Annotated in this window: 19 protein-coding genes; 11 read left to right on the top strand and 8 right to left on the bottom strand. The window is 58.7% G+C overall.

All coding sequences use genetic code 11. The annotated features are described in order from the left end of the window. Nucleotides 1–2: 2 nt before the first annotated feature. Nucleotides 3–419 (top strand): DoxX family protein, encoded by a 417-nt coding sequence (locus IEN85_RS17720; RefSeq protein ID WP_191618443.1) that lies wholly within the window; start codon nucleotides 3–5, stop codon nucleotides 417–419. Nucleotides 420–455: 36 nt separating this feature from the next. Here the strand turns inward: IEN85_RS17720 and cmoA are convergent, their stop codons facing one another. Together cmoA and IEN85_RS17710 are read right to left on the bottom strand one after the other, a co-directional pair. Then, nucleotides 456–1,196, bottom strand: a complete 741-nt coding sequence (cmoA, locus tag IEN85_RS17715) for a carboxy-S-adenosyl-L-methionine synthase CmoA (RefSeq protein WP_191618442.1) — start codon at nucleotides 1,194–1,196, stop codon at nucleotides 456–458. A gap of 100 nt (nucleotides 1,197–1,296) precedes the next feature. Next, nucleotides 1,297–3,036, bottom strand: a complete 1,740-nt coding sequence (locus tag IEN85_RS17710) for an ABC transporter ATP-binding protein (RefSeq protein WP_191618441.1) — start codon at nucleotides 3,034–3,036, stop codon at nucleotides 1,297–1,299. Between the two features lie 333 nt (nucleotides 3,037–3,369). Here IEN85_RS17710 and IEN85_RS17705 point away from each other — a divergent pair, with 333 nt between their 5' ends. The 9 genes from IEN85_RS17705 (at nucleotide 3,370) to IEN85_RS17665 (ending at nucleotide 13,981) form a co-directional block, all read left to right on the top strand. Further along, a complete protein-coding gene (locus IEN85_RS17705) occupies nucleotides 3,370–4,443 on the top strand; it encodes a hybrid sensor histidine kinase/response regulator (protein WP_191618440.1) in 1,074 nt (357 codons plus the stop codon). After that, nucleotides 4,443–5,873 carry a methyltransferase gene (locus IEN85_RS17700; RefSeq protein WP_191618439.1) on the top strand — a complete coding sequence of 477 codons (1,431 nt, stop codon included), beginning with the start codon at nucleotides 4,443–4,445 and terminating at the stop codon, nucleotides 5,871–5,873. Before IEN85_RS17705 ends, IEN85_RS17700 begins: the two co-directional genes overlap by 1 nt. Next, nucleotides 5,866–8,553, top strand: a complete 2,688-nt coding sequence (locus IEN85_RS17695) for an ATP-binding response regulator (RefSeq protein ID WP_191618438.1) — start codon at nucleotides 5,866–5,868, stop codon at nucleotides 8,551–8,553. Before IEN85_RS17700 ends, IEN85_RS17695 begins: the two co-directional genes overlap by 8 nt. Further along, the gene (locus tag IEN85_RS17690; protein WP_191618437.1) at nucleotides 8,550–9,809 is read left to right on the top strand and encodes a hybrid sensor histidine kinase/response regulator; all 1,260 of its coding nucleotides are present in this window, start codon (nucleotides 8,550–8,552) and stop codon (nucleotides 9,807–9,809) included. The genes IEN85_RS17695 and IEN85_RS17690 overlap by 4 nt, the downstream gene beginning before the upstream one ends. A gap of 37 nt (nucleotides 9,810–9,846) precedes the next feature. Beyond that, a complete protein-coding gene (locus tag IEN85_RS17685; RefSeq protein ID WP_191618436.1) occupies nucleotides 9,847–10,185 on the top strand; it encodes a response regulator in 339 nt (112 codons plus the stop codon). Nucleotides 10,186–10,418: 233 nt separating this feature from the next. Next, nucleotides 10,419–10,802 (top strand): hypothetical protein, encoded by a 384-nt coding sequence (locus tag IEN85_RS17680; protein ID WP_191618435.1) that lies wholly within the window; start codon nucleotides 10,419–10,421, stop codon nucleotides 10,800–10,802. 54 nt (nucleotides 10,803–10,856) lie between these two features. Beyond that, a complete protein-coding gene (locus IEN85_RS17675) occupies nucleotides 10,857–11,948 on the top strand; it encodes a hypothetical protein (RefSeq protein ID WP_191618434.1) in 1,092 nt (363 codons plus the stop codon). A gap of 14 nt (nucleotides 11,949–11,962) precedes the next feature. Beyond that, complete coding sequence (locus tag IEN85_RS17670; protein WP_191618433.1) at nucleotides 11,963–13,465, top strand: outer membrane protein assembly factor BamB family protein; 1,503 nt, start codon at nucleotides 11,963–11,965, stop codon at nucleotides 13,463–13,465. Nucleotides 13,466–13,810: 345 nt separating this feature from the next. Continuing rightward, complete coding sequence (locus IEN85_RS17665) at nucleotides 13,811–13,981, top strand: hypothetical protein (RefSeq protein WP_191618432.1); 171 nt, start codon at nucleotides 13,811–13,813, stop codon at nucleotides 13,979–13,981. Between the two features lie 51 nt (nucleotides 13,982–14,032). Here the strand turns inward: IEN85_RS17665 and IEN85_RS17660 are convergent, their stop codons facing one another. Together IEN85_RS17660 and rlmN are read right to left on the bottom strand one after the other, a co-directional pair. Then, the gene (locus IEN85_RS17660) at nucleotides 14,033–15,328 is read right to left on the bottom strand and encodes an acetylxylan esterase (RefSeq protein WP_191618431.1); all 1,296 of its coding nucleotides are present in this window, start codon (nucleotides 15,326–15,328) and stop codon (nucleotides 14,033–14,035) included. 94 nt (nucleotides 15,329–15,422) lie between these two features. Then, a complete protein-coding gene (gene rlmN, locus IEN85_RS17655) occupies nucleotides 15,423–16,451 on the bottom strand; it encodes a 23S rRNA (adenine(2503)-C(2))-methyltransferase RlmN (protein ID WP_191618430.1) in 1,029 nt (342 codons plus the stop codon). 207 nt (nucleotides 16,452–16,658) lie between these two features. On the opposite strand from rlmN, the gene IEN85_RS17650 reads away from it, so the two are divergent. Continuing rightward, nucleotides 16,659–17,039, top strand: a complete 381-nt coding sequence (locus IEN85_RS17650; RefSeq protein WP_191618429.1) for a SpoIIAA family protein — start codon at nucleotides 16,659–16,661, stop codon at nucleotides 17,037–17,039. 46 nt (nucleotides 17,040–17,085) lie between these two features. On the opposite strand, the gene IEN85_RS17645 is transcribed toward IEN85_RS17650, so the two are convergent. The 4 genes from IEN85_RS17645 to IEN85_RS17630 all read right to left on the bottom strand — a co-directional run bounded on the left by IEN85_RS17645 (nucleotide 17,086) and on the right by IEN85_RS17630 (nucleotide 25,414). Then, the gene (locus tag IEN85_RS17645) at nucleotides 17,086–18,726 is read right to left on the bottom strand and encodes an agmatine deiminase family protein (protein WP_191618428.1); all 1,641 of its coding nucleotides are present in this window, start codon (nucleotides 18,724–18,726) and stop codon (nucleotides 17,086–17,088) included. Between the two features lie 147 nt (nucleotides 18,727–18,873). Then, a complete protein-coding gene (locus IEN85_RS17640) occupies nucleotides 18,874–23,109 on the bottom strand; it encodes an FG-GAP-like repeat-containing protein (RefSeq protein ID WP_191618427.1) in 4,236 nt (1,411 codons plus the stop codon). A 256-nt stretch (nucleotides 23,110–23,365) separates the two neighbouring features. After that, nucleotides 23,366–24,139: a polyphosphate kinase 2 gene (ppk2, locus tag IEN85_RS17635; RefSeq protein WP_191618426.1), complete on the bottom strand. Its 774-nt coding sequence runs from the start codon at nucleotides 24,137–24,139 to the stop codon at nucleotides 23,366–23,368. Nucleotides 24,140–24,253: 114 nt separating this feature from the next. Next, on the bottom strand, nucleotides 24,254–25,414 hold the full coding sequence (locus IEN85_RS17630; RefSeq protein ID WP_191618425.1) for a glycoside hydrolase family 5 protein: 1,161 nt from the start codon (nucleotides 25,412–25,414) through the stop codon (nucleotides 24,254–24,256). Nucleotides 25,415–25,672: the final 258 nt, after the last annotated feature.

Below are 25,672 nucleotides of genomic sequence, written 5' to 3'. Positions count from 1 at the left end.
TTATGAAATCTTCCCTGGTTTGCAGTTGGATCTTTCAGGTAGTGGTGGCCCTCGTTTTGGGGCCGGCCGTCTATTTCAAGTTCGCTGGAGCGGAGGCGGCTATCCAAAATTTCACTACGCTTGGCATGGAGCCGACAGGACGCTACATTGTAGCGGGACTGGAACTGGTCGCGATCTTGCTGCTGCTGTTCCCGCAAGGAGTGGCGTGGGGAGCGATATTGGGCTGGGGATTGATGAGCGGTGCCCTGATCGCCCATGCAACGGAGCTGGGTTTCTCGGGTTCCGCTTTGTCATCCGCCATCATGGCGACGGCGGCTTGGACGTTGTGCGGGGCCATCGCTTATTTGCGACGCGAAAAGATCCTTTTTTTAAACGCTATGTTCGGCGGGAAGGCGCATCGATCGAAGCGCGGCACCTAGGGAGAGGAGACGATATCAACCTCCTCGCGGGGGCTTTCACTTGAAGGCGAGGAAGGAGGCGAAGTTGAAGCACTGCAGCCAGATCTCGTCGCGGGCGAAGCCGGCTGCAGAGAGGCGTGCCTCGTGGGCGTCGATGGTTTCTGGGACGAGCACGTTTTCGATTGCCGCTCGCTTTTGCGCGATCTCGAGGTCGCTGTAGCCTTGGGAGCGCTTGAAGTCGTGATGCAGGGTGGTGAGGTCGGCCTGGATTTGCGGGTCGTCGAAAAGGATTTTCTCGGAGAGCACGAGGATGCCGCCGGGGGCGAGGCCCTCGCGGATGCGGGTGAGAAGCTCCAGCCGTTCGTCCTTGGGAATGAACTGGAGGGTAAAGTTGAGGGCGACGATGGACGCGTTTTCGATGGGGGTTTTTTGAATGTCCTGGCAGAGTAGCTCGACGGTATGCTGTTTCTCGACTGTGGCGAGATTGGGACGGCAGCGGTCCAGCATGGCGGCGGAGTTGTCGACGCCGACGAAGCTGACGTCAGGGGTCGTGAGCTGGGCTCCCATGGATGCGATGCCGGCGCCGAGGGAGCAGCCGAGGTCGTAGATGCGGGTGCCGGGCTTGGCGTAGTGCTGGGCGATGATGCCGAGCAGGGAAAGCGTCATGCCGTAGCCAGGGACGGAGCGGCGGATCATGTCGTCGAACACGTCGGCGACACGCTCGTCGAATGCGAAGGCGGCGACTTGGGCGCGTGGGTCGGCGTAGACTTGGTCTTTGTTGGCTTTCGGCTCTGGCATGGTGAGGCCCTATCTTTGGCCGCTGGGCATTCGCGTGACAACAGTCTTTGCGCGGCAAACGAGCTTCGCCCGTTGAGAGCTCGCTTCCTCCAAGGGGCAATCAAACGCCGTTTTGGGCGGCGAGGAGGGTTTGGAACTTGGATCCCTCCTTTGCGGCCAACTCGTCGTAGCTTCCGCTTTCAGCGATTCGTCCTGACTCGACCACTACGATGCGGTCGGCGCTGCGGATGGTGCTGAGGCGGTGGGCGATGGTGATGGTGGTCCGTCCGTGGGCGAGGGTTTCGAGGGCTTTCTGTACGAGGCGTTCGCTCTCGTTGTCGAGAGCGGAAGTGGCCTCGTCGAGTACCAGGATAGCCGGGTCGCGCAGGATGGCGCGGGCGATGGCGATGCGTTGGCGTTGGCCGCCGGAGAGGCTGGCTCCGCGTTCTCCGACGCGGGTTTGCAGACCTTCCGGGAGCTGGGAGATGAACTCCCAGGCGTTGGCTTGGCGGGCGGCCTCGATGGCCTCCTCTTCGCTGGCTTCGGGGCGGCCGAAGCGAATGTTGTCGAGGATGGTGCCCGAAAGCAGAATGCTGTCTTGCATGACGATGGCGCACTGCCGACGCAGGTGGCGCATGTCGATGTCGGCTTGCTCTTGGCCGTCGATGAGGATGTGCCCTTCGAGGGGGGCGTAGAGGCCGAGCAGGAGGTTGACCAAGGTGCTCTTGCCCGAACCGGAGCCGCCGACGAAGGCGACGTTTTCGCCGGGGGCGATGCTCAGCTGGATATTGTCGAGGACCTTGGCCCCGTCCTTCTTGTAGGCGAAGGAGACGTTCTGGAACTCGATGGCGCCGCGCAGGCGCTCCGGACGTTCTTGGCCGCGCCATTGCTCGACGTAGTCTGAGTCGATGAGTTCCTTGATGCTGTTGTAGCTTTCGGCGGCCAGCAGGTACTGGATGCTGAACTGGGCGAATATGTTGATCGGGTTGAGGATGGTGGGAAGGGCTCCCACCAGGGCGATGAGGGCCCCGATGCTCATCTTGCCGACGATGACGAGGTAGGCGCCGAAGCAGACCGCCAGGATGTTGATGGCGGAGTGCATGGTGAAGACCGCCACGTTCATGCCTTGGTTGACCAGCATTTGGCTGACTCGGGTGGAGGAATAGGCGTCGCTGACGCCGTCGAGCTCGCCTTGGACTTGCGGTTCTTGGCCGTATCCGCGAACCAACTTCAGGGCTGATATGTATTCGCTGGCCTTGCCGGTGAGCCGTTCGCGGGCAAGGCGGACCTCGCGGTTTTTGCGCTCGATGCGACCGGTGTAGCGGAAGCGGATGAGGGCGAAGATGGGAACGGTGGTGAACACGAAGAGGGCGTTCCAGGGGTTGATCCAGACGAGGGCCCCGATGAGGGCGATGGACCGGATGATCTCGGGGATGATGTTGAGGAGGATGGGAATGATGGCGCCTTCGATGTTTTGCGTGTCGAAGGCGTACTTGCTGAGCAGGCGTCCGGTCTGGGTCTTGTCGAGGAAACCGAAGTGCATGAATTGCAGCTTGCGGAAGATGCGCGAGCGCAGGGTGACCATCACGACCTGCACTCGCTCGGAAAGGATGCGCAGGGCAAAGAACATGCCACCGTAGTGGATGAGGATGAGGAGGCCTCCGTAGCCGCAGAAGAGGAGCATCTCCACGAGGTCGCCGCGCGGGATCGAGTGGTCGACGATGTACTGGGTAATGAGGGGGAAGGGGACGACCGAGAGGATGCTGAAGATCCGCCAGAAATGGAACCAGGCGAAGGGGCCTTGCTGGGCGCTTAGGAAGCCGAAGAGTGTAGGTGCTTTGAGAGGATCGATTCGTTTCATCGGGGGGATTGAAAACGGATGGTGCTGCTTGTGTCGGATCAGTTCTGGTTCTGTCTGTCGTCTGCCTTATGATTTTCGCTCATCTGTGGAAATGTCGACAAGAGAGTGCGGCGAGGTCGGCGGGTGCTGAGTTTTGGCCTGCGTTTTTGCGCTTAGGGTATGTACTCCAGCGTTCGGTATATTACGCTAGATCAATTCCCCAAGTTTTTCTAGCAAAGGAAGTTAGTGAAGCTTGAATGTCTGGAAGATAGGCCCAATATAGGGGGCTTTGGCTCTTGTATGTTTGCCGCGCGCTCCTACAACTGTCCTTTTAAGAATTGGGAGAGTACCGTTTTGACGAATACGAAAAAGAAGATCCTGCTCATCGACGATGACCCTTCCGTGAGCGCCGCGCTTTCGATGCTGCTCAAGGACGATTACGAGCCCTACGCGGCTGAAACTGTGAGAGAAGGAATTCGGCTTTTTGATTCGCTGCAACCGAGCGTGGTCATCCTGGATTTGCACTTGCCGGACCAGCATGGCTTGGAGGCGTTGCGGTCGATCCGCAGCGTAGACCGATCGGCGCGTGTCATTATTCTAACCGGCTACGCAACCTTGGATGTAGTGGAAGAGTCGATGCGGCTGGGAGCCTCCGACTGCTTGCACAAGCCCTTCAATGCCGCTGTCCTTCGGTCGCGGCTGAAGGAGCTGATCGAGGAAGAGGAGGTGGAAGAGGCGGAGCTGAGCGTTGCCGAGGCTCAGACGAGCTACCCGCAAGAAGACGAACGCTTGGTTTCGTCCGCGTTCTTGCACGACGTCAGCAATCCGCTCACCAGCTTGCAGGCCCTGACGCTTTTGCTCAAGGAAGGGAGCGATGACGAAGAGACCCGTCGCAAGCTCACCCGCATGATCGAGCAGAACGTATCTTACCTCAGCTCCTTGATCGACCAGTGGAGGGCGTTTTCGGAGCCTCATGCTTTGGCCAAGGAGTATGCGAGCCTGTCGGAGATAGCCCACGATGCGGCGAGCTTCGTGAGCCTGCGAGCCGAGGCGAAAGGCATTGCCCTGGTGGTCGATGCCGAGCCGAGCGATTTGGCGCCGCAGCTGAATCGACATGCGACGGCTCGCATCCTGGTAAACTTGCTGCAGAACGCGATAGAGGCTTCGCCGCGTTCGTTGGGCAAGGTGACGATTCGCGCGTATCCAAAGAATGGATCGGTCGAGTTCACCATTCGCGACAACGGAGACGGAATACCGCCGAGCGAAACGCAACGCGTTTTTGAGCCCCGCTACACGACCAAGAAGAAGGGGACTGGCCTCGGTCTCTTCATCGCGCGCCACATCGTCGAGCGAGCCAAGGGTTCGATCACGATTTGTTCGCGACCCGGTCGCGGCACGACCTTCACTGTCCAGTTACCCGCTTGTTGATGAACAGCAGCCAAGACTTAGAGAACGAGAGCATCATCCTTTGCCGCAACAGCCAAGGGACTCAGCTGAGGGCGACCTTGATGCGGATGACCCGTTATTTGGTGACGTTCGAGGTGTACAATCCCTACAGCATTCTGCAGCTGTCGGAGGTCCTTGGCGAGTTCGAGATCATCATCAACTCCCGCAAGGTCTACAGTGGCCGGGCAATCGTGAGCAACATGGTGAACACGGGCTTGGTCCTGGTATGCGAAGCTACGCTAGACGAGGAGAGCTGGCTTGATGTGGAGATTCTCTCGCCGGCGCTTCAAGTGGAGCGGCTGGCGGTCGACTTCGATCGGCTGATCAAGGATTGGAGCAAGTTGGAAGCCGTATCTCCGGAGCTGAAGGTGATCGTATCGGATATCGAAACCTTGCTGACCGATTTGCAGCGCTGGACCGAGCAGCTCGAGATCGCGGTTCGTTCCTCGCCGCCGCCCGACCGAGCCCGCAACGAGGTCAAGGTGATCGAACGGGTGAACTCCATGGTCCTGCCCGTCGTGGCAGAGCAGTTCAAGAAGTTCGAAGTGGTGACGGATCGGGTTTCCGAGGAAGCTGCCTCCATACATCGCGCTTATTGCCGCCGCCAACTTCATCCGCTGGTCATGTGCGCTCCTTTCGTGCACCGCACTTACGAAAAGCCCTTGGGCTATGCGGGCGACTACGAGATGGTGAACATGATCCTGCGCGATCCCAAGGAGGGCGCGTCCATTTTCGCGAAGATCGTGAACAGCTTTTTCGTGGCCGCCCCGCCGGCGGAGGCGCACCGCAACCGCATCACCTACTTGATGGAGATGCTCTCTTCCGAGACGCGGCGGCGCATGAGAGCGGGCAAGGTGGCCCGTATCTTCAATCTCGGTTGCGGTCCGGCTCGCGAAGTGCAGGGCTTTTTGGCGGATGACGATCTATGCGAGCGAGCGGACTTCGCCCTGCTTGACTTCAACAAGGAAACCATCGACCGCACGTCGCAGATTCTTGGAGACATCAAGGCGAAGCATCGCCGCTCCACTCCTTTGCGGATGATCCAGCGCTCGGTGAACCAGATCCTGCGCGAGGGAGCGAAGATCGGTGACTCCGAAGAGGGCGTGCAGCGTTACGACGTCGTCTATTGCGCGGGCCTTTTCGACTACTTGTCAGACCGAGTCTGTCACCGCCTTTTGGAGACGTTCTACGAAATGCTGGCTCCCGGTGGCTTGTTGGTCGCCACCAATGTCGACTCCAGCAATCCGGTTCGCTATATGATGGAATACGTGATGGAGTGGCACTTGATCTATCGCAACGCCGACGAGCTGGCGAACCTTGCTCCTAAGGGCGCGGATCCGGAGGCGGTGAAGGTCCACAAAGACGCGACGGGGGTAAACATCTTCCTGGAAGTGCGTAAGCCGGATGAGTGAGGCGGCGCAATCCTTTGGCAGCGAAGACGAGCTTCGCGACCGGTTTGTCGCTTACAACAAGTCGTTTCGCATCGCCAACTCGAGAGTGGGCTGCCTGCTGGTCGTGCTATTGATGCCGTTCGGGGCATTGCTCGACTATTTCGTCTATCCGGAGGAGCTCGGCTTTTTCTTTCAGCTGCGGGTGCTTTGTTCGGCGATTGTATTCGGAATCTGGTGGGCGCTCGGGCAGTCCTTTGGCAAGCGGCACTATCGCTTCCTGGGGATTCTTTGGTATACGCAGCCGTCCCTATTCATCGCCTTGATGATCTACTATACGGAGGGCGTCTTCTCTCCGTATTACGCGGGTCTGAACTTGGTGTTGATCGGATTGGCCTGGGTGGCCCAGGTGGAGTTCGTCGAGAGTCTGGTATCCGTTTTTTTGACACTGATCATGTACGGGGCGGCTTGCTATTTTCATGGCGATTCATCGGTCTCGTTATTAATCAACAATCTTTACTTTATCGTTCTGACCGGAGTGATCGTGGTCACGGGCAGCTACTTTCTCAATCGAATGCGCTACCGCGAGTTCGGCTTGAGGCATGAATTGGACGCAAATCGGGCAGAGCTGGAAGCGTCGAACCTGAAGTTGGTGGAGATGGACAAGGCCAAGACCAACTTCTTCGCCAACATCAGCCACGAGTTGCGGACTCCGTTGACCTTGCTGATCGGGCCGCTAGACCGGATGCGTCGGCCCGACGAGGCCTTTACCGAAGAAGAGCGGGAGGAGCTCTTGGACATCATGCAGCAGAACGCGATGCGTCTGATGCGCTTGATCAACGACTTGCTGAATTTGGTTCGCCTCGATGCGGGCTCGCTAAAGCTGCGCATCGCCAAGGTGGAGCTGGTGCCTTACCTGGAGGGCGTGTGCCGGTCGTTTTTTCCCATGGCCCAGGAGCGAAACTTGGACTTCTCATGGGAGATCGAACCGGGAGAGGAAGCGACTGTGCACCTTGATCGGGAAAAGGTGGAGAAGATCTTGCTCAATCTGCTCTTCAACGCGATCAAGTTCACGCCTCCCGGTGGCAAGATCGTTTTGCGAGGGCGCCGTGACGGTAAACTGCTTCGTATCGAAGTCGCCGATACGGGAAAGGGAATCGCTCCCGAAGAGCTGAAAAGCGTTTTCGATCGCTTTTGGCAGTCCGAGACAGCGTCGAATCGTCGCTATCAAGGCGTGGGCATCGGTCTGGCTCTGGTGCGCGACCTTGCCCAATTGCACGGCGGTAGCGTGGCCGCGGAGAGCGTTCTTGGCGAAGGAACGTCCATGCACGTTAATTTGGATGTGACCTTGCCGGTTGACCCGGTTGCGATCGAGCCTGCAGGAGGTAAGGAAGGGGTGGATACGAAGTGGTTGGAGCAGCTTTATCGCCGGGCGGACTTCTTCCCATCGCCCAAGCAAGGCGTCGCTCCGGAAACGACCTCGGAGGAGCGAATCGATAGGGATGAAGTCAAGGCTCCGATGGAGGTGGACGAGGAACGTCCCTCCATTTTGATCGCCGACGACGAGCCGGAGATGATGCGTTTCCTCCGTTCCCAGCTGCGAGGTCGCTACCGGGTGGATGAGGCGCGAGACGGCGCCGAAGCTTTGGAGATCGCCGCCAAGCGGCGGCATCACCTGATCCTGCTCGACTTCATGATGCCGCGAGTGGACGGGATCGAAGCCACGCGTCGCTTGCGGGAGATGCCCAGCCACCGTGGGGTGCCTATCGTCATATTGACGGCGCGGGCCGACGAGGAGTCGAAGTTTCAAGCCCTGGACGCGGGGGCTACGGACTTCTTGACCAAACCCTTTTCTTCCACGGAGCTGTTGGCCCGCTGTCGCAACCTTGCTTCCGTCTACGAGATGCAGCAGCAGATCGAGGATCGCACCGCCCGCTTGGAAAAGGCCTTGGAGCTGATCAAGCAGACCGAGACGCAAATGGTGCAGCAGGCGAAGATGGCGTCGCTGGGCCAGCTCAGCGCCGGATTGTTGCACGAGGTCAACAACCCCTTGAATTTCGCTACCACGTCGATCCACCTCATCAAGAAACGCCTCTCGCGCTCGCCTCACCCCGATCCGGAGCTGTTGGAAAAGCCCTTGGGCGACTTGCACGACGGGATCCGTCGCGTTTCGGAAATTGTTTCCAGCCTGCGCGAGTTCACCCATCCCGACACCACGCGATTCGAGAAGGTCGACCTCTGTCAGGCCTTGGGGAATGCGATTCGCTTCGTGCAGATCCCAGCGGCGGAGATTACCTTGAAGAAGGATTTGGAGGGCGAGGCTCTCGTTCGGGGCAACCAAAACCAGCTGGTGCACCTTTTTATCAACCTTTTGCAGAACTCGGTGGACAGCTTGCGCGAGAAGGGCGGGGAAGGCTTGCAGATCCAGGTTCGTTGCCGCGTGGATGCGGAGCGCGTGCACTTGAGCTTCGAAGACAACGGGATGGGGATCGAGCAAGAGACCTTGAACCGCATTTTTGACGCCTTCTTTACCACCAAGAAGGTTGGACAAGGTGTGGGCTTGGGCTTAAGTATTTGTCATCGTATAATCCAACAACATCAGGGAACGGTCTCCGTCGAAAGCGAAGCAGGCAAGTGGTGCAGATTTTCGATGACTTTTCCTGTGTATTCCCAAATTATCAACTCTGTATCCAATTCTAAATGACAGGCCAATACGACTACCAAAAATACCGTGTCCTATTCGTGGACGACGAAGTGCAGACTACGGACCTCGTCTGTGAGTACCTCATGGATACGTTTGAAGTCGTGCCCGCGTACAATGCGGAGGAGGCTTGGACGAAGTTCGAGGAAGACCCGGACTCATTTGCAGTGGTGGTGACGGACCAGCGAATGCCCGGCGACCAGGGAACGGACCTGCTGGAGAAGATCCGCAGCCTGCGGCCGCGCACGATCCGCATCCTCTGCACAGCCTACGCGGATATCGACGCAGCCATCGACTCGGTCAACAAGGGCGCGATTTACAAGTACATCACCAAGCCGGTGGAAACGCCGGAGCTTGAGATGAACATCATGCGGGCTATGGAGTTCTACTTGATCCAGCGGGAGCGCGATTTGCTGATGCGGGAAAAGCTATCCGCCCTGCAGCGTCTCATGATGACGGACCGCTTGATCAGCTTGGGCGTGTTTGCCGCGGGCTTGAACCACCACATGCGCAACGGCCTGACGGCGGTGAAGACCTTTTTAGATTTGGCCCCGCTCAAGTTGCAGAGCGAAAACGTGAGCTTGGAGAGCTTGCGAAATCCCAACTACTGGAACGATTTTTACGCGACTGCCCAAGAGTCGATGCAGAAGGTCTTGGATTTGCTCAAGGAGGTTCAGGAGATTCCGGAACCGCCTCCGGTGCCGGACGACGACCAGGTGGACCTAAACGTAGTGATCCGCGATGCCCTGGAGCGAGTGAAGGGCGAGTTGGCGAATCGTTCCATTTCGGTAGACTTCAGCGCGGCGGAAGTGCCTGCTATCGCTGCCAGTCGGGGCATGATCGCCCGCTTGTTTGATCTGCTGCTGCGCGACGAGAGCGCCAACGCGAACGAAGGCGGGGCTTTGAGGATTTTCTTGGAGCCTCAGGCGTCGGTCGACGACAAGGCTGGGGTTCACGTGGTCTTGGAAGATGATGGCCCGGGGCTCACCACGGAGAACCTGCAGTGCCTATTCGATCCCTTCTTCACCCGTAGGGGACAGCCTGATCAGTACGGAATCAACTTGCTGGCGGCCTTTTTTCTGGTGCACCATCATTCCGGTACGATTAGCGCTGAAAAGTCTGAGCAAGGCGGTGTGCGTTTCGATATCTGGTTGCCTGTGGACCCCAGTTCGATGCCCTCCTTGCAAGGCGAAGAAGCCTTTCTGCAGCGTGTGATGGAAGCTGAGCGCGCTTGGGAGAAGAAGTTGATCGGAGAATAAAATGTTGGCGAAGAGTAAACAGGGCAGACGAAATCGGGTGTTGATCATTGACGACGACCCGATGGTTTTGGAGTCGCTGGACATGTTGTTTACTCACTACGGCTGGGATGTGCTTACCGCGGAAGATGGGGACACGGTTATCGATGCCTTGCGCCCAATCGACTACCAATTGGCGGTGGTCGACCAACGCATGGACGGTACCAACGGTATCGACGTGATTCGCGAGCTGAAGCTTCGTTCCTCGGCTCCGGTGTTCATGTTGACGGGATGCGTCGATCCAGGACTGCGGTATGCTGCCGAGCGAGTTGGGGTGGACCGTTTTTTCGACAAGCCGGTTCAGGCTTCGGAGATGATTCGGGCGCTCGACAGCTTGTAGGTGGATCGAGCGGCCGTGCAGTTTTCCCCAACGGGAGTCAGGGTAGCCGCGGATTGTTAGGAAATATTTCCCGATACGCCAGCGATGCAAAAGGAGACGGCTTCTTTGTAAATTTGTATATTGCTGATTGATAGTCGGTAATGAACTTAGAGCCACGCTGGCGCAAACCATGCAATCTGTTGGGGTACCCGGGCAAACTGGCTGGGAAATTTAAATTAGAAAGAGGAATAGCTATGAAAAAACTGATTACCCTGTTACTGACCGTTACCGTTTTTGCGTCTCTCGCGAACGCGGCTAGCACCTTCCGCGGCAAGCGCGGCTTGGACAAGCAACTCGAGCGCATCGAGGCTGCCTTGAACGACACGGAACGCGAAATCCCAGAGCAACGCCGCGCTTACTTGGAGCGCCGGGCGGAAGTTTTGGAACTTCAGCTGCAGGTTCGCCAAAGCTTGAAGACTGCGATCGAGGAGCTGGGAGAAGATGCGACCAAGGAGCAAATCCACGCCGCTCGCCAGGCGGTTCGTGAAGAGTACAAGGAGCAGTTCGAAGCGATGAAGGCTGAACGCCGCGCTGAACGCGAAGCCCGCCGTGCCGCTCGCGACACGGTAGAGAGCTAAACCCTGTTTTCGAGAGCCACGATGGACCAGCAACTGTCGTGGCTCTTTTCTCTGATGACTAGGATTTGTCTAGCTGCGGCCTTGGCCGTGATTCCCAGCGGGGGGACGCTGGGGAACGAGGATCCCTTCACCGAATTTTCCGGTGAAACCTCGTTGTCGTTAGGTTACGGATACGCGGAGAATGTTCTCTACAGCGAAATCGCCCCGGTCGACTCCGCTTTTTTGCTGGCGAGCCTGGAGGGGTACTTCGAAGGTACGATTTTCAGCGATTCGCTCGATTGGAACGCGATGGGGTTCGTGGAGCATCGGAGCTTCGAGTCCGACGAGCATGTTCCCAGTCAAACGATCGCCTTGCTGCAGTCGCAGGTTGAAGGCTACGCGGGCTTGTACAGCAAGTGGCGATTGGGCGGGCGTTATCTCGGCTTGGAACAGGCTTTCGACGCGACCTTCGATGTGTTGGATAGAAACACCTTCCTCGTGAAGGCGAAGGAGCCAGAGCTCTTCTTGGGGTGGAAGTCCTTGTTTTTGACCTTTGAGTACGACGCCGAAATTGGCCTCTCTCGCATGGAGTTCGATCAGGAGGGAAGCGACTACGATAGCTTCAATTGGGAGGTGGAGATTGACCAGCGAATCGTCGAGGGGCTGAACTGGAAGTCAGGGATTTTTGGATACGAAAGGAATTACCTCGATCGAGCCGCGAGAGATTTAGATGGTTCTACTTTGCCTGACACGCTGATGAACACGAGGCAGCTCGGCTTTGAAACGGGCTTGGAGTACGAGCGGCAGACTGAAGCGGCGGATCACAAACTGAGCCTGATGCTGGGGGAGCGTCGGCGTCGCGATCTCGCTTTTGGTTACTACGACCGCAGTCGGCGTTCCGTTTTGCTGCAATGGCAAATCGATTGGAAGGCTACGAGCTTGCGCTTGGAGTCTGACTTCGGAGCTTACCGCTACGATGCCCAGCTGGGTGAGGACGATCGTTTGCAGCGCACCGACTCCTGGTCCTGGACATTGGAGCTCGAGCGAAGGTTGAGCGAGCGTTGGGGCGTTTTTCTGTGGGCGACGATTGAGGACGAGGATTCGAACGCCAGCTTCTTTAGCTACGAAGCGAACAGTCTATCTTTGGGGCTGCGATGGTTGAAGTGAGCCTAGGCAAGCGAATGGCAAGGAGGGCGCGAGCGTCGCTGGCTTCCTTGCTGGTTGGGAGCGCTGCTGCTTTGGCGGTGGGCGAGGTGGAATTCGGCAAGGTCCTCTGGAGCTACGAAACGGGGGATTCCGTTGCGAGCTCGCCGACTTTGGATTCCCAAGGGAATTTGTATTTTGGTTCCGTAGACGGCTTCGTGTATTCGCTTAGTGGTGACGGGGATTTACGTTGGAGATATGACACGGGAGATTGGGTGGATTCCAGTCCAGCCCTGAGCCGGGACGAATCGGCCCTCTATGTTGGGAATTGGGGCGACCGTTTGCTGGCTTTGAATGCGGCGTCGGGGGCGTTGTTGTGGAGCTTCGATACTGACAGTCTGATCTACGCATCTCCTGCGGTGGCCTTGGATGGTACCGTTTATTTTGGAAGCAGCGATGGCTACCTGTATGCCTTGCGGCCGGACGGTAGTCTTAAGTGGGAGTTCGAGGTTGGCGGTGAATTGGATTCCTCGCCAGCGATCGATGCGGCGGGCAACGTCTACGTGGGGTCGAGTTCGGGGCTGGTTACCAGCGTATCGTCGGCGGGCGTAGAGCGCTGGACCTGGGAGGTTCCCTTCGAAATAGGTTCCTTGGGTCGAGAGTTTGGGGTTACCAGCAGTCCGATGCTTACCTCCGAAGGGCATGTCGTGTTCGGCTGCCAGAACTATTTCTTGTACGCGCTCGACGCCGCGAATGGCGAATTGCGTTGGAAGTACGAAACGGAGGGTATTTTGGAAGGTTCGGCAGTGGAGGGGATGGGCCGCTCTTGTGTGGTCGTTGGAAGAGACGGCTATTTGTATTCGCTTTCTTGGGACGGCGTTCTCAATTGGAAGACCTTTGTGGGGGCGAACTATTATTCCACTCCTTGCGTCGACGGCATGGGACGCATTTATGCCGGTGTGCTGAACGGAGAAACGGCGGGCAGCGTATTGGCGCTTTCCGCTGACGGGCTTGCGCTTTGGCGAACCGACTTTGGAAGCTTCGTGGATTCCTCGCCGCTGCTCGCTCCGGACGGAACGCTTTACGTTGGAAACAACGACGGACGTTTGTACGCAGTGGAAGGCGGAGACAAGCTGGCTTCGCTCGGTTGGTCCAGTTTTCGTGGCGGAGACAGCCAGCGAGGGAGCCTGCAAGGCTACGTGGATATGACGGGTGTTCCGAGCGAATTGCGGGTCAAGGCCAAGTCGATCGAAGGGACGGACCGCTTGACGGTGGATTACGAAGTGTCAGGTGGAGGTCCTTTGAAGGTGGAGATTCGAGCATTGGGAACGAATTTTCAGGAAGCCACTGAGCTGTCACGGTATGCCTTGAGCGTTTCCGGTGGGTCGGGAGTCATGGCCTTTGTCGAGGCATCGCTGCCTTTGCAGGAAAGGGAAGAAGGAAGGATCGTCGGTTGGTTGGAGCCCGGCGTTTACGAGATCGAATCCGTTAACGAGTCGACAGATCGGGCCGCGTTTTTCCAGGAAGTGCAGGTTCGTTGAGGTCGCCTCGCTAGCCGCGGCGCGGCGGAATGGCCGTTCCTAGGGTGATGCATTAAGGGGACTAGTTTTCTAACGGAAACTTTACTTGAGCCCTTTATCTTTCGGGCAAGCTGACTACTTTAGTGTCACAAGCGATCAGAAGCTGGCGTCTCCATCTCGGCAATTAGAGTGCATCTGGAGGCGGGCTCGATCCGAAACGACCGGGATTCCCATGGAATTCCGGTTTTTGCGCCTCTCGAGGCGCTTTGCCAAAGCAATGCGATCGGCTCGAATCGATAAGCGAGCGTTCGGCTACCTGTACCCGTCCTCCGAGGACGTTTCCTCCAATAACCACCTGTCACCGTCATGAATTACCAAACTTACAGCACCCGCAGAGAATTCGAAACCAAGCAACCGGAAGAAGAAAAGCAAGCGGAGCGCCCGCAGCTGACCGAGTCTCAGAAGAGACGAGCTGAGCTGATCAAGCGCGCTCTCAACCGAACGGCTCGGGAGCGGCGCATGGCCTTGCACCGCTAAGCGTGGGCCGCGGCGCTAACGAAACGCTGGCGAGTGCATCGCCGCTTTTTGCTACTTGAGGTAGTCGTCTATGAAGGCGTTCTTGGCGGCGTGGGTGGTCGCGTCCCAGTGAGCGCGATCGTCGCCTGCGGGCCAGCCGTGCGTGCGGTAGGTGACGGGGTAAGCGATCACCTTTCCATCCGCTTGGTTGAGAGCGGCGTAGATGGAAGTGGACGGGCAGGTTTGGTCGATGTGGCCGATTTCCGCGACGAGGGTCGCCTGCGAGCCTTTGAGCAAGTGGGCGGCGTCGAAGTAGGGAGCGGTTTCGATGACGGCTGGCTTGTCCCGGTTCCAGTCGATGGGTTGGGGCCATCCGCCTTTGCGTCCTGCGAGCGGTCCGCCCCAATCGCACATGGCCGGTACGGTAACGACTGCGGCGCTCACGCGTGGATCGAGTCCGACTGCTGCGAGGGCTTGGCCTCCGCCTTGGCTCTCGCCGATGACGAGAATGCGTTTTCCGTCCCACTCGGGCAGCCGGGTCATGTACTCGATGCTGCGTAGCATTCGCAGGTACATGAAGCGAAAGTAGAAGAAGTCGCGGTCGGTATTGCCCTGTTCCCAGTAGTTCTTGAGAGGCCCGTTTTCCAGTTCCTCGTAGTAGGCTTCGTCCTCGTGGTTGAGCATGCCGTGGGCGTTGGTGTCGAGAGCGAGAGCGCCGTTCCCGCGTTTCGCGAGAGCGAGGGCTTCGTGGGTTTTGGCGCGGCACCATTCGCCTTTTACGCCGGCGGCCCGGTATTGGATGACGATGGGAAGGGAGCCGGGGGCGGCTGCGGCGGGTTTGGCGAGAATGGCTCGGAGCGGGCGTGGTCCAGGGCTATTTACCTCCACGTTGAAGGCTTCGTAGCCGGATTCGCTAGCGTCGAGCTCGATGGGAGATTGGGTGACTTTGAGGCGGAGCTTTTGCGCTTTCGCCTTTTGCTTGCTCCAGTAGGCGTCGAAGTCTGCGGGGCGCGGGCTGCCGGGTTGAAGCGTGTCGGCTGCGATCAGGATGCCTATGCTGTCGGAGGCGTCGCCGTGGCTGACTTCGAAAATGAGGCTGCCGGGGTCATTGAAGGAGTAGGAGAGGGTGTGGGTGGCGGAATCTGCGGAGAAGGCGAGTTTTTGGGAGAGGATCTCTTGGTTGTTCTTTTGGATCGTGAGCTGAAGCGGGGCCGAGGAAAGACCTTCTCCTTTAATGGTAAGAGCCACTTCCTCGCCCTTGTCGTAGAGTCCGGAGGGCTGGTTGAGACTGAGCTCGATCGAGGCAGCGGAAAGGACTGCGGGAAAGGAGAGAAGGAGGGAGCGGAGCAGGGAGTTTGGTAACTTCATAGCTGGGTGGGGCTGAAGCTAAGGCTCGGTGTCGACGGGTCAAATGGAGAGGCGAGGCCTATCGCTCTCCCTGTTTAGTGGAGCGAGCTTCAGCCTACCCTTTGTTGGCCAGCTGGCCGCAGGCGGCGGCGATGTCTTGGCCGAGGGAGAAGCGGCGCGTGACCTTGTAGCCGGCGGCTTGCAGGCGGCTCTTGAAGGCTTCGATGGTTCCGGTGTCGGAGGGGAGGTAGGACTTGTTGAGCGAGTAGTCCGGATTGTAGGGAATCAAGTTTACGTGGGCGTCGAGTCCCTGCAGGAAGGCGGCCACTTCGTCGGCGGCTTCTAGGCTGTCGTTGAGGTCCTTGAACATGATGTACTCGATCATGGCGCCGGTGCCGCGTATCTCCTCGAGCTCCTCCAGCATGGCCCGCAATTGGGACATGGGGTGGCGGTCGTTGATGGGCATTACGGCGCTGCGGCCTGCGTCGTTCGAGCCGTTGAGGCTGAGGGCGAATCCGACCTGGGGGAAGCGGCGGGCGAACTTGAGTATAAGTTCCGGTATCCCCAAAGAGGATACGGTGATGCGTTTGGGGGCGAAGTTGAAGACGTTTTGGGTGGTGAGCAGCTCGAGGGCTCCCATCAGGTTCTGGTAGTTGCGCAAGGGTTCGCCCATGCCCATGAAGACGATGTTGCGCAGGCTGCGCCCTTCCTCGGCGAGGATGCGGCCGGCCTGTACCACTTGGTCGAGGATTTCCTCGCGTTTGAGGTTGCGGAAGAATCCCAGCTCGCCGGTGGCGCAGAAGCGGCACTTCTCGGTGCAGCCGACTTGGGAGGAAACGCAGATGCTGGTGCGTCCGGTGGCGATGCGCAGGATTACGGTCTCGATCTTCTTTCCGTCTCGCGTTTCGAAGAGCAGCTTGCTGGCTCCGTCGATGTTGGAATCGATACGGGAGACGAGGGTCAGGTAGGAGGTTTCGAAGGCTCCTTTTATTTCCTCCAGAATGTCGGAATCCCAGCCGATGGCTTCGAGCGGCTTGAATTCGCGGAAGAGCAGTCGGTTGCTACGACGCAGCTCGCGATCTCCCAAGCCTTTGCGGCTGAGGTGCTTCGTGAGTTCTGGTAGGTCGTAGAGTGAGTGTTTCATGGCGTTGTCTCTTTCGCGTCGCGGTTTCGAGTGTGCTTGGGAATAGCTAGGAGGGAGTCGGGGGCAAGTTTGTTTCCCATAAGGCGTCGTTTCGCGCTTGAAGGCGGAGCTTATTTTCTCGCGGGCAAATTTGCGATTCGCCGGTGCTGCAGTTATAGTTTCAGCAATCGGAAGGAGAGGCTTTCCGGATCTAAACGAAGGATACTCATGGCAACAAATACGCATGACCTGCAAGTGCGTACCGCGGCGGACGGCAGGATCGTAGAGGTGAAGGTTTGCGGAAAGCTGACGCAAGCGGACTGCGAAAAGTTCATACCGGTCATCGACGAGGGAGTGGAGAAGTTCGGTCAAGTGCGGCTGCTGTTCGACTGCGCGGATTTCGAAGGCTGGACTTTGGATGGCATGCTGGAGGACGCGAAGTTCGGGCTGCATCACTACAACGCCATTTTCCGCATGGCGATCGTGGGGAACAAGACTTGGGAAAAGGCGATGGCGACCTTGTGCAAGCCCTTTACCAAGGCTGCGGTGAACTACTACGACGTTTCCGAAATCGATACCGCTCGGGCTTGGTTGCGCGAGGGGACTTGATTTTTGGGTTGTAGTTGAAAGTTGGTTACGTCGTTTCGCCTCCTCCCTAGGGGCGATGCTGCGGCAAGGTGAGGGTCATGCAGTGCACGGCCCCCATGCGGTCGATGATATTGCTGCAATTGATCCATTCCAGCTGGGCTTGAGGCCGCGCGATCCGGTAGGCGGCTAGAGTCTCCGCTTCCATGCGTTCGAAGACCTTCGGATCGTCTCCGGGCAGGGGATCGTAACGGGGAATGAGGATGAGCTCCTTGCCGTTGGGCAGGACGATTTGCAGGGAATTGAGGTAGCTCCGGTAGTGGGTGAGCGGTTCGGAAGTGGCGCGGCGAAGGTTCTCGTAGGGTTCGCCCATGTAGTGGGAGACAATGGTCTTTTGGTCTTGGGCGAGGGAGAGGGAGCGAACCGAAGGCAGGTCCTTGCGGATGCGTAGGGCGATGGCTTCGTGCAAGGTTCGGGTCAGCTGGCCGCGTTCGTTGCGTTTTTCCACGATAACTTCCTCCCCTTCGATCCCCGCCTCTTCGGCGAGCAGGATAAGCGCGTCGGTGAAGGCGGCTTCGAGAAGATCGGCTTCGCTGGGCAAAAGTGGCGGCGGGGTGGGGACGGGCAGGAGCCTGGCTTTGGGGAAGTGTTTTTGCAGGTAGGCCTTGTTGCGAGTCATGCGTTGGGCGGCCTCGCGCTTGAGAAGCTTGAAGCTGGTGATTTCGCGGTCCTCGAATTCGGGTGGCTTGGCGACGAGGATCGTTTGCGAATCGAGGATTTGCATGACGAAGTCCAGGTGCTCGATGGTTTCGCCGGGGAAGGGGGCGAGGTAGTGCACGTTCTGGATGCCGAGGTACTTGCGAAAGAGGGATTCCAGAAAGTCGGTGCGACCACCGTTTGCCTCCAAGGTTGATTGGGATACGAAAGCCGTACGCGAGTCGAGCAATTGGAAATCTCCGCCTGCTAGCAGGAGCGGAGGACGAACCAGCAAGGTCGGCAAGGAGCGGTTGACCTGGAGGTGTCCGGCGAGGATGGAGGGCGATATGTCCGATCCGCGAAGGTTTTCCACGTCTGCGTAGATGCCGGCTTCGATGCGTTGCACGTCGCTGGGGTCGGGAGAGGTGCGGGCGTTCAGTATATTAGAAAATTGGATACGCGGATCGATATAGGCTGTGTCGAAAAGGATGAGCTTGCCGGAGCGGTCGTAGCCGAAGAGGGGACCGTAGTCCCGTATCCAGGGAGAACCGATTTCCGAGGGCACGAACTCGATTCTTTCGACGAGGTCTCCGATCCGGCTATCCTTTTCGGCGAGGGATACGAAGCGGGAAACCAGTGGACGATCGCTGCGGTGGTAGAGGGCGATGGCGTCGGTGTGGGGAAGCACTTTGCTAAGGATCTCGATGTAGAGCTCGGCGAGCTCCGGCTCGTTCAGCATGATTTCCAGCTGCATGGAGAGAATGATGGCCTCGGAAGGCTCCCAAGGCGCAACCATGCGCTCGATACGTGGTGGCGGGGTGGCGGCGTGGAGAATGCTGTCGTTTTGGGCGGCGATCTGTTCCCAAATGCCGAGCTCGGCCTGCGAAACGAAGCGGGGCGAGCTGCTGGGGCTTGGCTCCTCCGCAAGGTTTCCCTTTTGCAGGGAGATGATGCTGACGATGGTTCCCGCGAGCAAGGCCCCAGCAAGGAATGAGAGAAGAACTTGTTTTTTCATGCGTAAACCTCGAAGGGGGGAGGCGATGCAATCAGGGCAACTTCTCAGGTTTTGCGGCCTGTTTGGGGTGCTTGATTGTGAGGGTTAGATGAAAAAATCCAACGGGTGCAGCAAGTTCATTTTTCCTTCGACTAGAGCGATAGAGCGCTACTGGTCGCGCACTAATTCCAGGCGGAGCTGGGCAGGGGCCGTTTCGCTTGATTCGCTGGCTAGGGTGAGTCGGTAGTTGCCTTGGCTGAGGATCAAGGGAAGGGCGGAATCCGTGCTTGCAAGTTCTTCGCCGGCGAGGTCTCGACGGTTGGCAAAGGTGGAGGCGAGCGAAGCGCTGGGGTGATCGATCCAAGTCTGGTTGGCGGAGTGGAACTGATAGGTGTCTCCGTCCTTGGCGTGTAGCGTCAAGCTAGCGGCATGCTCGCAGGTTCCCGTAGCGAGGAGGGCCACGGGCTCGGTGGTATCTATGCTGAAGTCGAGCGTTACGGTTTCGCTAGGGCTTACCTGGCTCAGGATTTCAATTCGCGAAAGAGCCTCTCCCCTGACGACGAACTGGATTTCCCCGTCTCCGGCGGGCGTGGCGTACACTGCTTTCTCGTCGCTTGCGAGCGCCTCTTCGAGCGTGCTGGCGAGACGGGTGAGGAGCGGCGCTGGAGCCTGATAGGAAACGAGAAGGGCATCGCCGTGGTTTGTAAGGGGCGCCTGGATACGCGTGTCAAGCACGCCTGCGGGCGCGCTTGCCCCTTGGCGTAGGGCTAAGGTCTTGAGAACGGCGTCGGCGCCGACTCGGGCACCGACCTTGCGGCCCACGAAGTCGTCGGCGGCGATGTGAACGCCGCAGTAGATACGCGCTACGCCGGTTAGGTCGGCGGCATCGTAGTAAGTGGCGACTTGGATGGTGAGGTCTTCTCGGGGGCCGTATTCAACTTGTAAATACTTGCCTGCCTCGAAGTTGAATTCCTTGAGCCCTCCGGGAAAGAAGGGCGATCCGGTCAGCAAGGCCATGACTTCGGCTCCAGCCCGTGAAAAGGTAGAGTGTCCGGAAACGTAGCCGGCGAAATTGGGGGTTGGGAAGGTGCGCAAGTGGTAGGGACCCCAGTCGGCAGCTCGTACCCAGCCGACCCCTGCGATGTCCTCGTCGGGTTTGTTGGGCACGCCTCTCCAGGAGTAAATGGCGAGCTCGTCGATGTAGTCTTTCAGGTGGGCGTGGCGTTGTCCGGCGGCGGAAGACTCGGCGGTTATCAGTTCGATGAGGCCGGGCTCGAGCGGAAGTCCGGAGGCGTGGTAGTTGGGGAGTTGGGGATCGCTGGATTGGCCGAGGGAGGCGAGGTAGCGGATCATGGAAATCGGGCGGATCGAGTCGTACTTTGACTTGATGGTCCAAGCGGCGATGGCGGCGTCGTGCAGAGCGCCGTTTAGGGCGAGGTAGGCGTGCACGTCCCATTCGAGCGGAGAGAGCTCGGGGCCGACTCCGCCTAGCTTGCGCGTGAAACGCGGATCGTCGGTGGTTTGGTTGTGCAGCATGTTCCAGACGCCGGGAGGGCCTTCGATGCCAGGTCCGTCGGACCAGAACTCTGCGGTGAGGCGGAAGTAGTCGCCTTGATTGACGGGGTTGGGAGCGTAGGGCTGGCCGGTGAAGGGGTTGAGGGCGTGGCCTTGGCCGTCTTGCGTCAGCCAGGGATTGTTTTGCTGCAACCCGCCGGGCGAGGCGTCGATGATGACCTCTTGGGTGGGGTCCATGATGGAAGAGGCACGAATGACCTCGACCATTTCGGAGATGAGCTGAGCCTCCGTTTCCGTACCGAATAGGGGCTGAGGGCCGGGATCGATCAGGATGGTGCTGTCGGTCGGCTTTTCCAAAGCGAAGGGCGTGACCCAGTTCCAGCCGGGGGTGAGGAACTGTTGCACTTCCGGCCCGAGGTCGATGCCGTTTTTGGTGATGGAGCGGGCGAGGTTGAGTGGTTGCCAGCGATTGGGGTCGCTCAGGGTGACGCCGGAATTGCCATAGATGAGCGGCTCGTTGACGGGGGCGTAGCCGGTGGTGTCGGCGTAGCCGTTGGCCTCGTTTGAGCCGTCCTCGAGGCTGATGCTAAGGATGGCTTTGCCGATGCGGTTGCCTACGGCGGCCGGACTGCTACCTTCTATGCTGAGGTCGTCGGGGTCGTAGCCGTTGTCCGTCATGAAGTCGCGTAGGGCGAGCAGGATGGCTTCGTGGTTGAAAGCTTTGCGGTAGCGTTCGGTGGCGACGGTGAATACGGCGTGGGAGAGAGCTTCCGCTTGCTGGGCGGCGCGGGTGGCTTCGTCGGCGGGCAGGTTGGGCGTCTCTTTTTGGAAGAGGGCTTGCGCGTGGCTCCAACCTTCGGGCTGGTAGGCCCAATAGGCATCCCACATGGCTGCGGAGCAGTGAAAGAAGGTACGGGCTACGATGGGGGGATCCGGAAAGTTGATACGGGCTGAGTCGAGCACGAGTTCGTTCCAGCGTCGGGCGATATTGCGATTGGAGAAGTCGGAACGAACCCCCACCACGAAGCTGCTCGTCTCGGTGGAGCCTGCCGCGTTGGTGGCGACGGCGTGGTAAGTGCCTGCCTTGTTTGGCTGCATGTCGGGCAAGGTGATTTCGAGTCCCTCGTATCCAGCCAGCAATACGCCGTTGCGGAACCAAGTGATGGTGGGGCGGAAGCCGCCTTCAATTTCTACGGAGAGGGTGAGGGGCTGACCGCGGGTAGCAACTTGGTCTTGGGGTACCTTGGAGAAGACGGGGATGGTGTTTCCTGCGAGAAGGGATTCGTCCTCGACGATGGTTAGTAGTTGGCTGGGTGATACGTCGTGGAGCTCTTGGACGATGGAGCTTGGCCAGCGAACGGTGACTTTGTGTAGTTTGGTGGCTGCGGGAAAGCCGAAGTGGAGGTAGGGACTGAGCTGGGCGAGGTAGGCGTTGGTGGGGTTGAACTCGCGAACGTAGCTCTGGCCGTTGGGGTTGGGTTGCACGGTGACGAACGCCCCGATGCCAGCTGGGTTGGAGAGGGTGCCTTCCAGCTTTATCTTCAGCCATGCGTTGGCCCGCGTTTTTTCGTTCTTGAGCAGCGTGGGCCGGGAATGCTGGTTGACGTAAAAGAGGTCGAGCGCGCCGTCGTTGTTGTAGTCGAAGTTGACGAGTCCGGCGCCGCGGGAGAGCTCGTAGGCGTTCTCCTCTTGGGAGACGTCGGTGAACTTGAGGTCGCGGTCGTTGCGCCAGAGGAACATGTGGCCTTCGTTGACCGGCCCTTCCGGAGTGACGTCTTCCTGGTTGACGTCTACGATGTCGAGGTCGCCGTCCAGATCGTAGTCGAACATGTTGGTACCCCAGCCCCAGCCGGAAAAGGCGACGCCGGCGGCGACGGACTTGTTGTCGAAGAGGCGGTTGCCTTGGTTGATGTAGAGGGGGTTGACCTCGCCGTTTATGTCGCGGGTATTGGCGATAGTGGTGACGAACCAATCGAGGTCTCCGTCGTTGTCGATATCGCCGATGGCTGTACCCATGGCGTGGTTTGCGAGGCCTACGCCGGAGGCTGCGGTGGCGTTGGTGAAGGTGCCGTCTGCATCGTTCCAATGCAAGGCGGAGTCGCCGAAGTCGACGGTGGTGGCGATGTCCGGCCAACCGTCCTGGTCGAGGTCGGTGATGGCGGGCGAGAAGATGTTGATGCCAAGGCCGAAGAAGAGGTACTCGGCGGTTTGCGTGACGTTGGTGAAGTGGCCGGGATTGCTGGCTCCTTGGTTCAGGAACAGGGCGTAGTGCTCATAGCGGGTTTCGTCGGTGAGATCGACGCCCCAGCTGCCGGTGATGACGTCGAGGTAGCCGTCTCGGTTGATGTCGCCCACCGTGACGGCCGTGGATTGGTGGTCCTCCAGGGTCGCGGTGAGGTCGAGACCGCGGGCGGCGGCGGACTCGGTGAAGGTGCCGTCACCGTTGTTGAGGTAGAGGAGGTTGGATTTGGCGTCGGCGACGCCCACGATCATGTCGTTGTCTCCGTCGTTGTCGATGTCTGCCCAAGCTCCCACGTTTCCGCCGTTTTTCGTATCGAGGCCGAGGGGGTTGACGGTCTTGGTGAAGACGCCGTCTTGGTTGAGGTAGATGATGTCGTCGAGCTGGTAGCGGATGATGTAGAGGTCGAGCCAACCGTTGCCGTCGAAGTCCATGACGATGGGCGTGCCGCCGCGCACCACGAAGTCGGAAAAGAGTCGGGTGACCCGCTCGTATTCGTCGATGCCGACGCTTTCGGTTACGTCGGTAAACTTTCCGCGCAAGGCGGGGCTCGCCAAGCAAAAGGCCCAGAGCGTCATCAGGAACGCTAATGGTAAACGACCGAAGGGAAGTGCCCGGGGAAGCACTTCCGAAGAAGTTTGGGTGTTCATTGTTTGCGGTAGCTAGGCTTGGCTCAAAGGGGGTGGCCAAGGGGCAGCTGGCGCGATGGATGTCAGGACTCGCGGTCCTTCGATGGCAGCCATCTGGCCGCCGTCACCATCGCTCTACGTGGTGTAGGGGTCAATCTAGTTGTCCAGATATACAGGAAATCCCTAGTTCAAATGGGCGAACTAGCGGAAGGAATCTCCCCCTGTCGGCCAGGGAGGAGGGGCTCGAACCAGCAAAGAGCTGACCTAAAGACACTCCTTAGAGCTTGTCCGACTCTCGCTTGGCTACGAGGTATTCCTGGTCGTAGGGACGGACGACCTTGCTGTTGGGGTGGAGGCGGGTGCTGGTTTTCCCTTTGCCTGCGTACTCTGTTTGGGAAAGCACGTAGCGAATGGATTCGAGACGGGCACGAGGCTTGTCGTTTCCGTTTACGATGACCCATGGGGAGCTGAGCGTATGGGTGCGCTCGAACATCTTTTCCTTGTAGTACGTAAAGTCGTCCCACTTTTCCTGAGCGAGGGCGTCGACTGTGCTGAGCTTCCACTGCTTCAGGATATCAGACTTGCGAGCCTCGAAGCGGTTCTGTTGGGCGGTGCGGTTGATGGAGAACCAGAACTTTATGATTTGGATGCCGTCGTCGATGAGCATCTTCTCGATGTTGTTCACTTGGCCCATGAATTCCTCGTATTGTTCGGGAGTGCAAAAGCCCATCACGGGTTCGACCACGGCTCGGTTGTACCAGCTACGGTCGAAAAAAATGATTTCGCCGGGATTGGGCAGGCCGAGGAAGTAGCGTTGGAAGAACCATTGCCCGACTTCCTTTTCGGTTGGTTTGGGCAAGGCGATGACCCTCATGGCCCGCGGGTTGAGGTGGCGGGTGAAGTGTCGGATGGCGCCGCCTTTTCCGGCGGCGTCTCGTCCCTCGAAGATGATCAGGAGCCGCTTGTCGTTTTGCACGACGTGCTGCTGCAGGAGGACGAGCTCGCGTTGCAGGTCTTTGAGTTCGGCTTCGTATTCGGGCGTGTACTTCATGGGCGAATGGCCTTGCAGTAGATTTCGCTGCTACGCGACTGGCAACATCGCAATGAGGTTGCGAGTGACAGTTTCGCGCCGACAGGAAATGCGGAATCGCCTTGCAAGCCGCGGTTACACGCGTTGCAGGAGCTCCAGGAGCTTGCGGTCGAGCTTGTGCCCGTACCAGTCCTCGTAGTCCACGTCGCTTCGACCCGAGTCAAGGATGCCGAAGCTGCCATGCATTTCCCAGAGTCCGAAGCCGATGTTTCGTTCGGCCAGCACCTCCAGCACGTCGCCGAACCAGGCGAGAAAGACCTCGTGTGGAGTCTTGTTGTAGCAACCGCATTCGCCGCAATGGACGCCTACTCCCTGGTCCTGCAAGTCGAACCAAGGTTGGTAGAACTTTTTGAGGGATTCGCGATTGGCTTCTGGTCCGTCGGGCCATTTGGGGGGCGGCAGGCTTTCGGGGTCCTTGTAGACCCATGGCGCCTTGTGATGGGAGATGTTGAAAGGCACGTAGCCACGGCAGCTCTGAGCGATATCGAGATCCGCTAGCTCCGGCACGGCGATGTGTCCGCCGTTGTTGCCGTCGGCGACGATGAGGTGCTCGGGAGCGTGCTGGCGGATGCTTTCCACGGCGGCTTTGGCCACGCGGTGGTAGGTCGCGCCCGGAACGGCTTCCCGCTTGCCGTGTTGGTCGTTCATGTCCTCACGCAAGGAAGGCTCGTTTAGCAAGTCGAAGCTGATGAGCTCTTTCGGCAAGCCGCTGTAGCGCTTGCTCCACATGGCCCAGTGATGGCAAAAGGCGTCCAAGGCGTCTTGGTCGGACCAGAGGTTGTAGGGCTCGTGGAAGCCGGCGTTGATGCAGTAGCCCGGGGCTCGGTGGAGGTTTAGGCTTACGTGCAGGCCGTAGTTGTGGGCCTTTTCGATGATGGCGTCGACCTCAGCGACTTTCTTTTCCGAGAATTTGTAAACTTCCTCGGGGGTGATGTCCTTGCTGTAGTCGATGTCGAGGAAATATGGATACGCCATGGGGATGCGTACGAAGTCGAAGCCCCAGTCGCGCATCCACTTGAAGCTCTCCTCTGAGGTGTGGATCCGCGCCTCCGCAGGGTTGGGCACGAAAAAGTCTAGGAAGTTGAATCCCTTCCATTTGGGAAGGGATTGGTGCATTGGTTTCATGGCTTGGGGTGAAGGCTGGGAGGAGATTGCTCGTGGAGCAAGGCCGGCTGCGGCGAGGCCGAGGGCTGACTTTTTAATAAACTCTCTTCTTGGGTAGCGTGGGATATCCATGGTTAGTAGGGGACAATGGTTTCCTAAGTCTCGCAGGTCTCGGCCCAAAGGCAAACGGCATCCCGGATTGCAGGTGGGCAAAGGGGGCGTTTATGGGCTCGATTTCGCTCTACCAAATGAGTAGTTTGCGGTAGATTCGTCCTACTTGTCATTTTCTGATGAATACGGTCTGCGAATAAACGAATTCGCGAGCAGACTGGCTGGGCGAAGCGCGAGCGAGGGTTGACCTCGCAGCCTTGTCGGCTTTGTTAGCCGCTC

This window comes from Pelagicoccus enzymogenes, assembly GCF_014803405.1.
Classification (GTDB): domain Bacteria; phylum Verrucomicrobiota; class Verrucomicrobiia; order Opitutales; family Opitutaceae; genus Pelagicoccus; species Pelagicoccus enzymogenes.
Note: the sequence above shows the minus strand (reverse complement) of the source record. Positions and strands in the feature narration are given on the sequence as shown.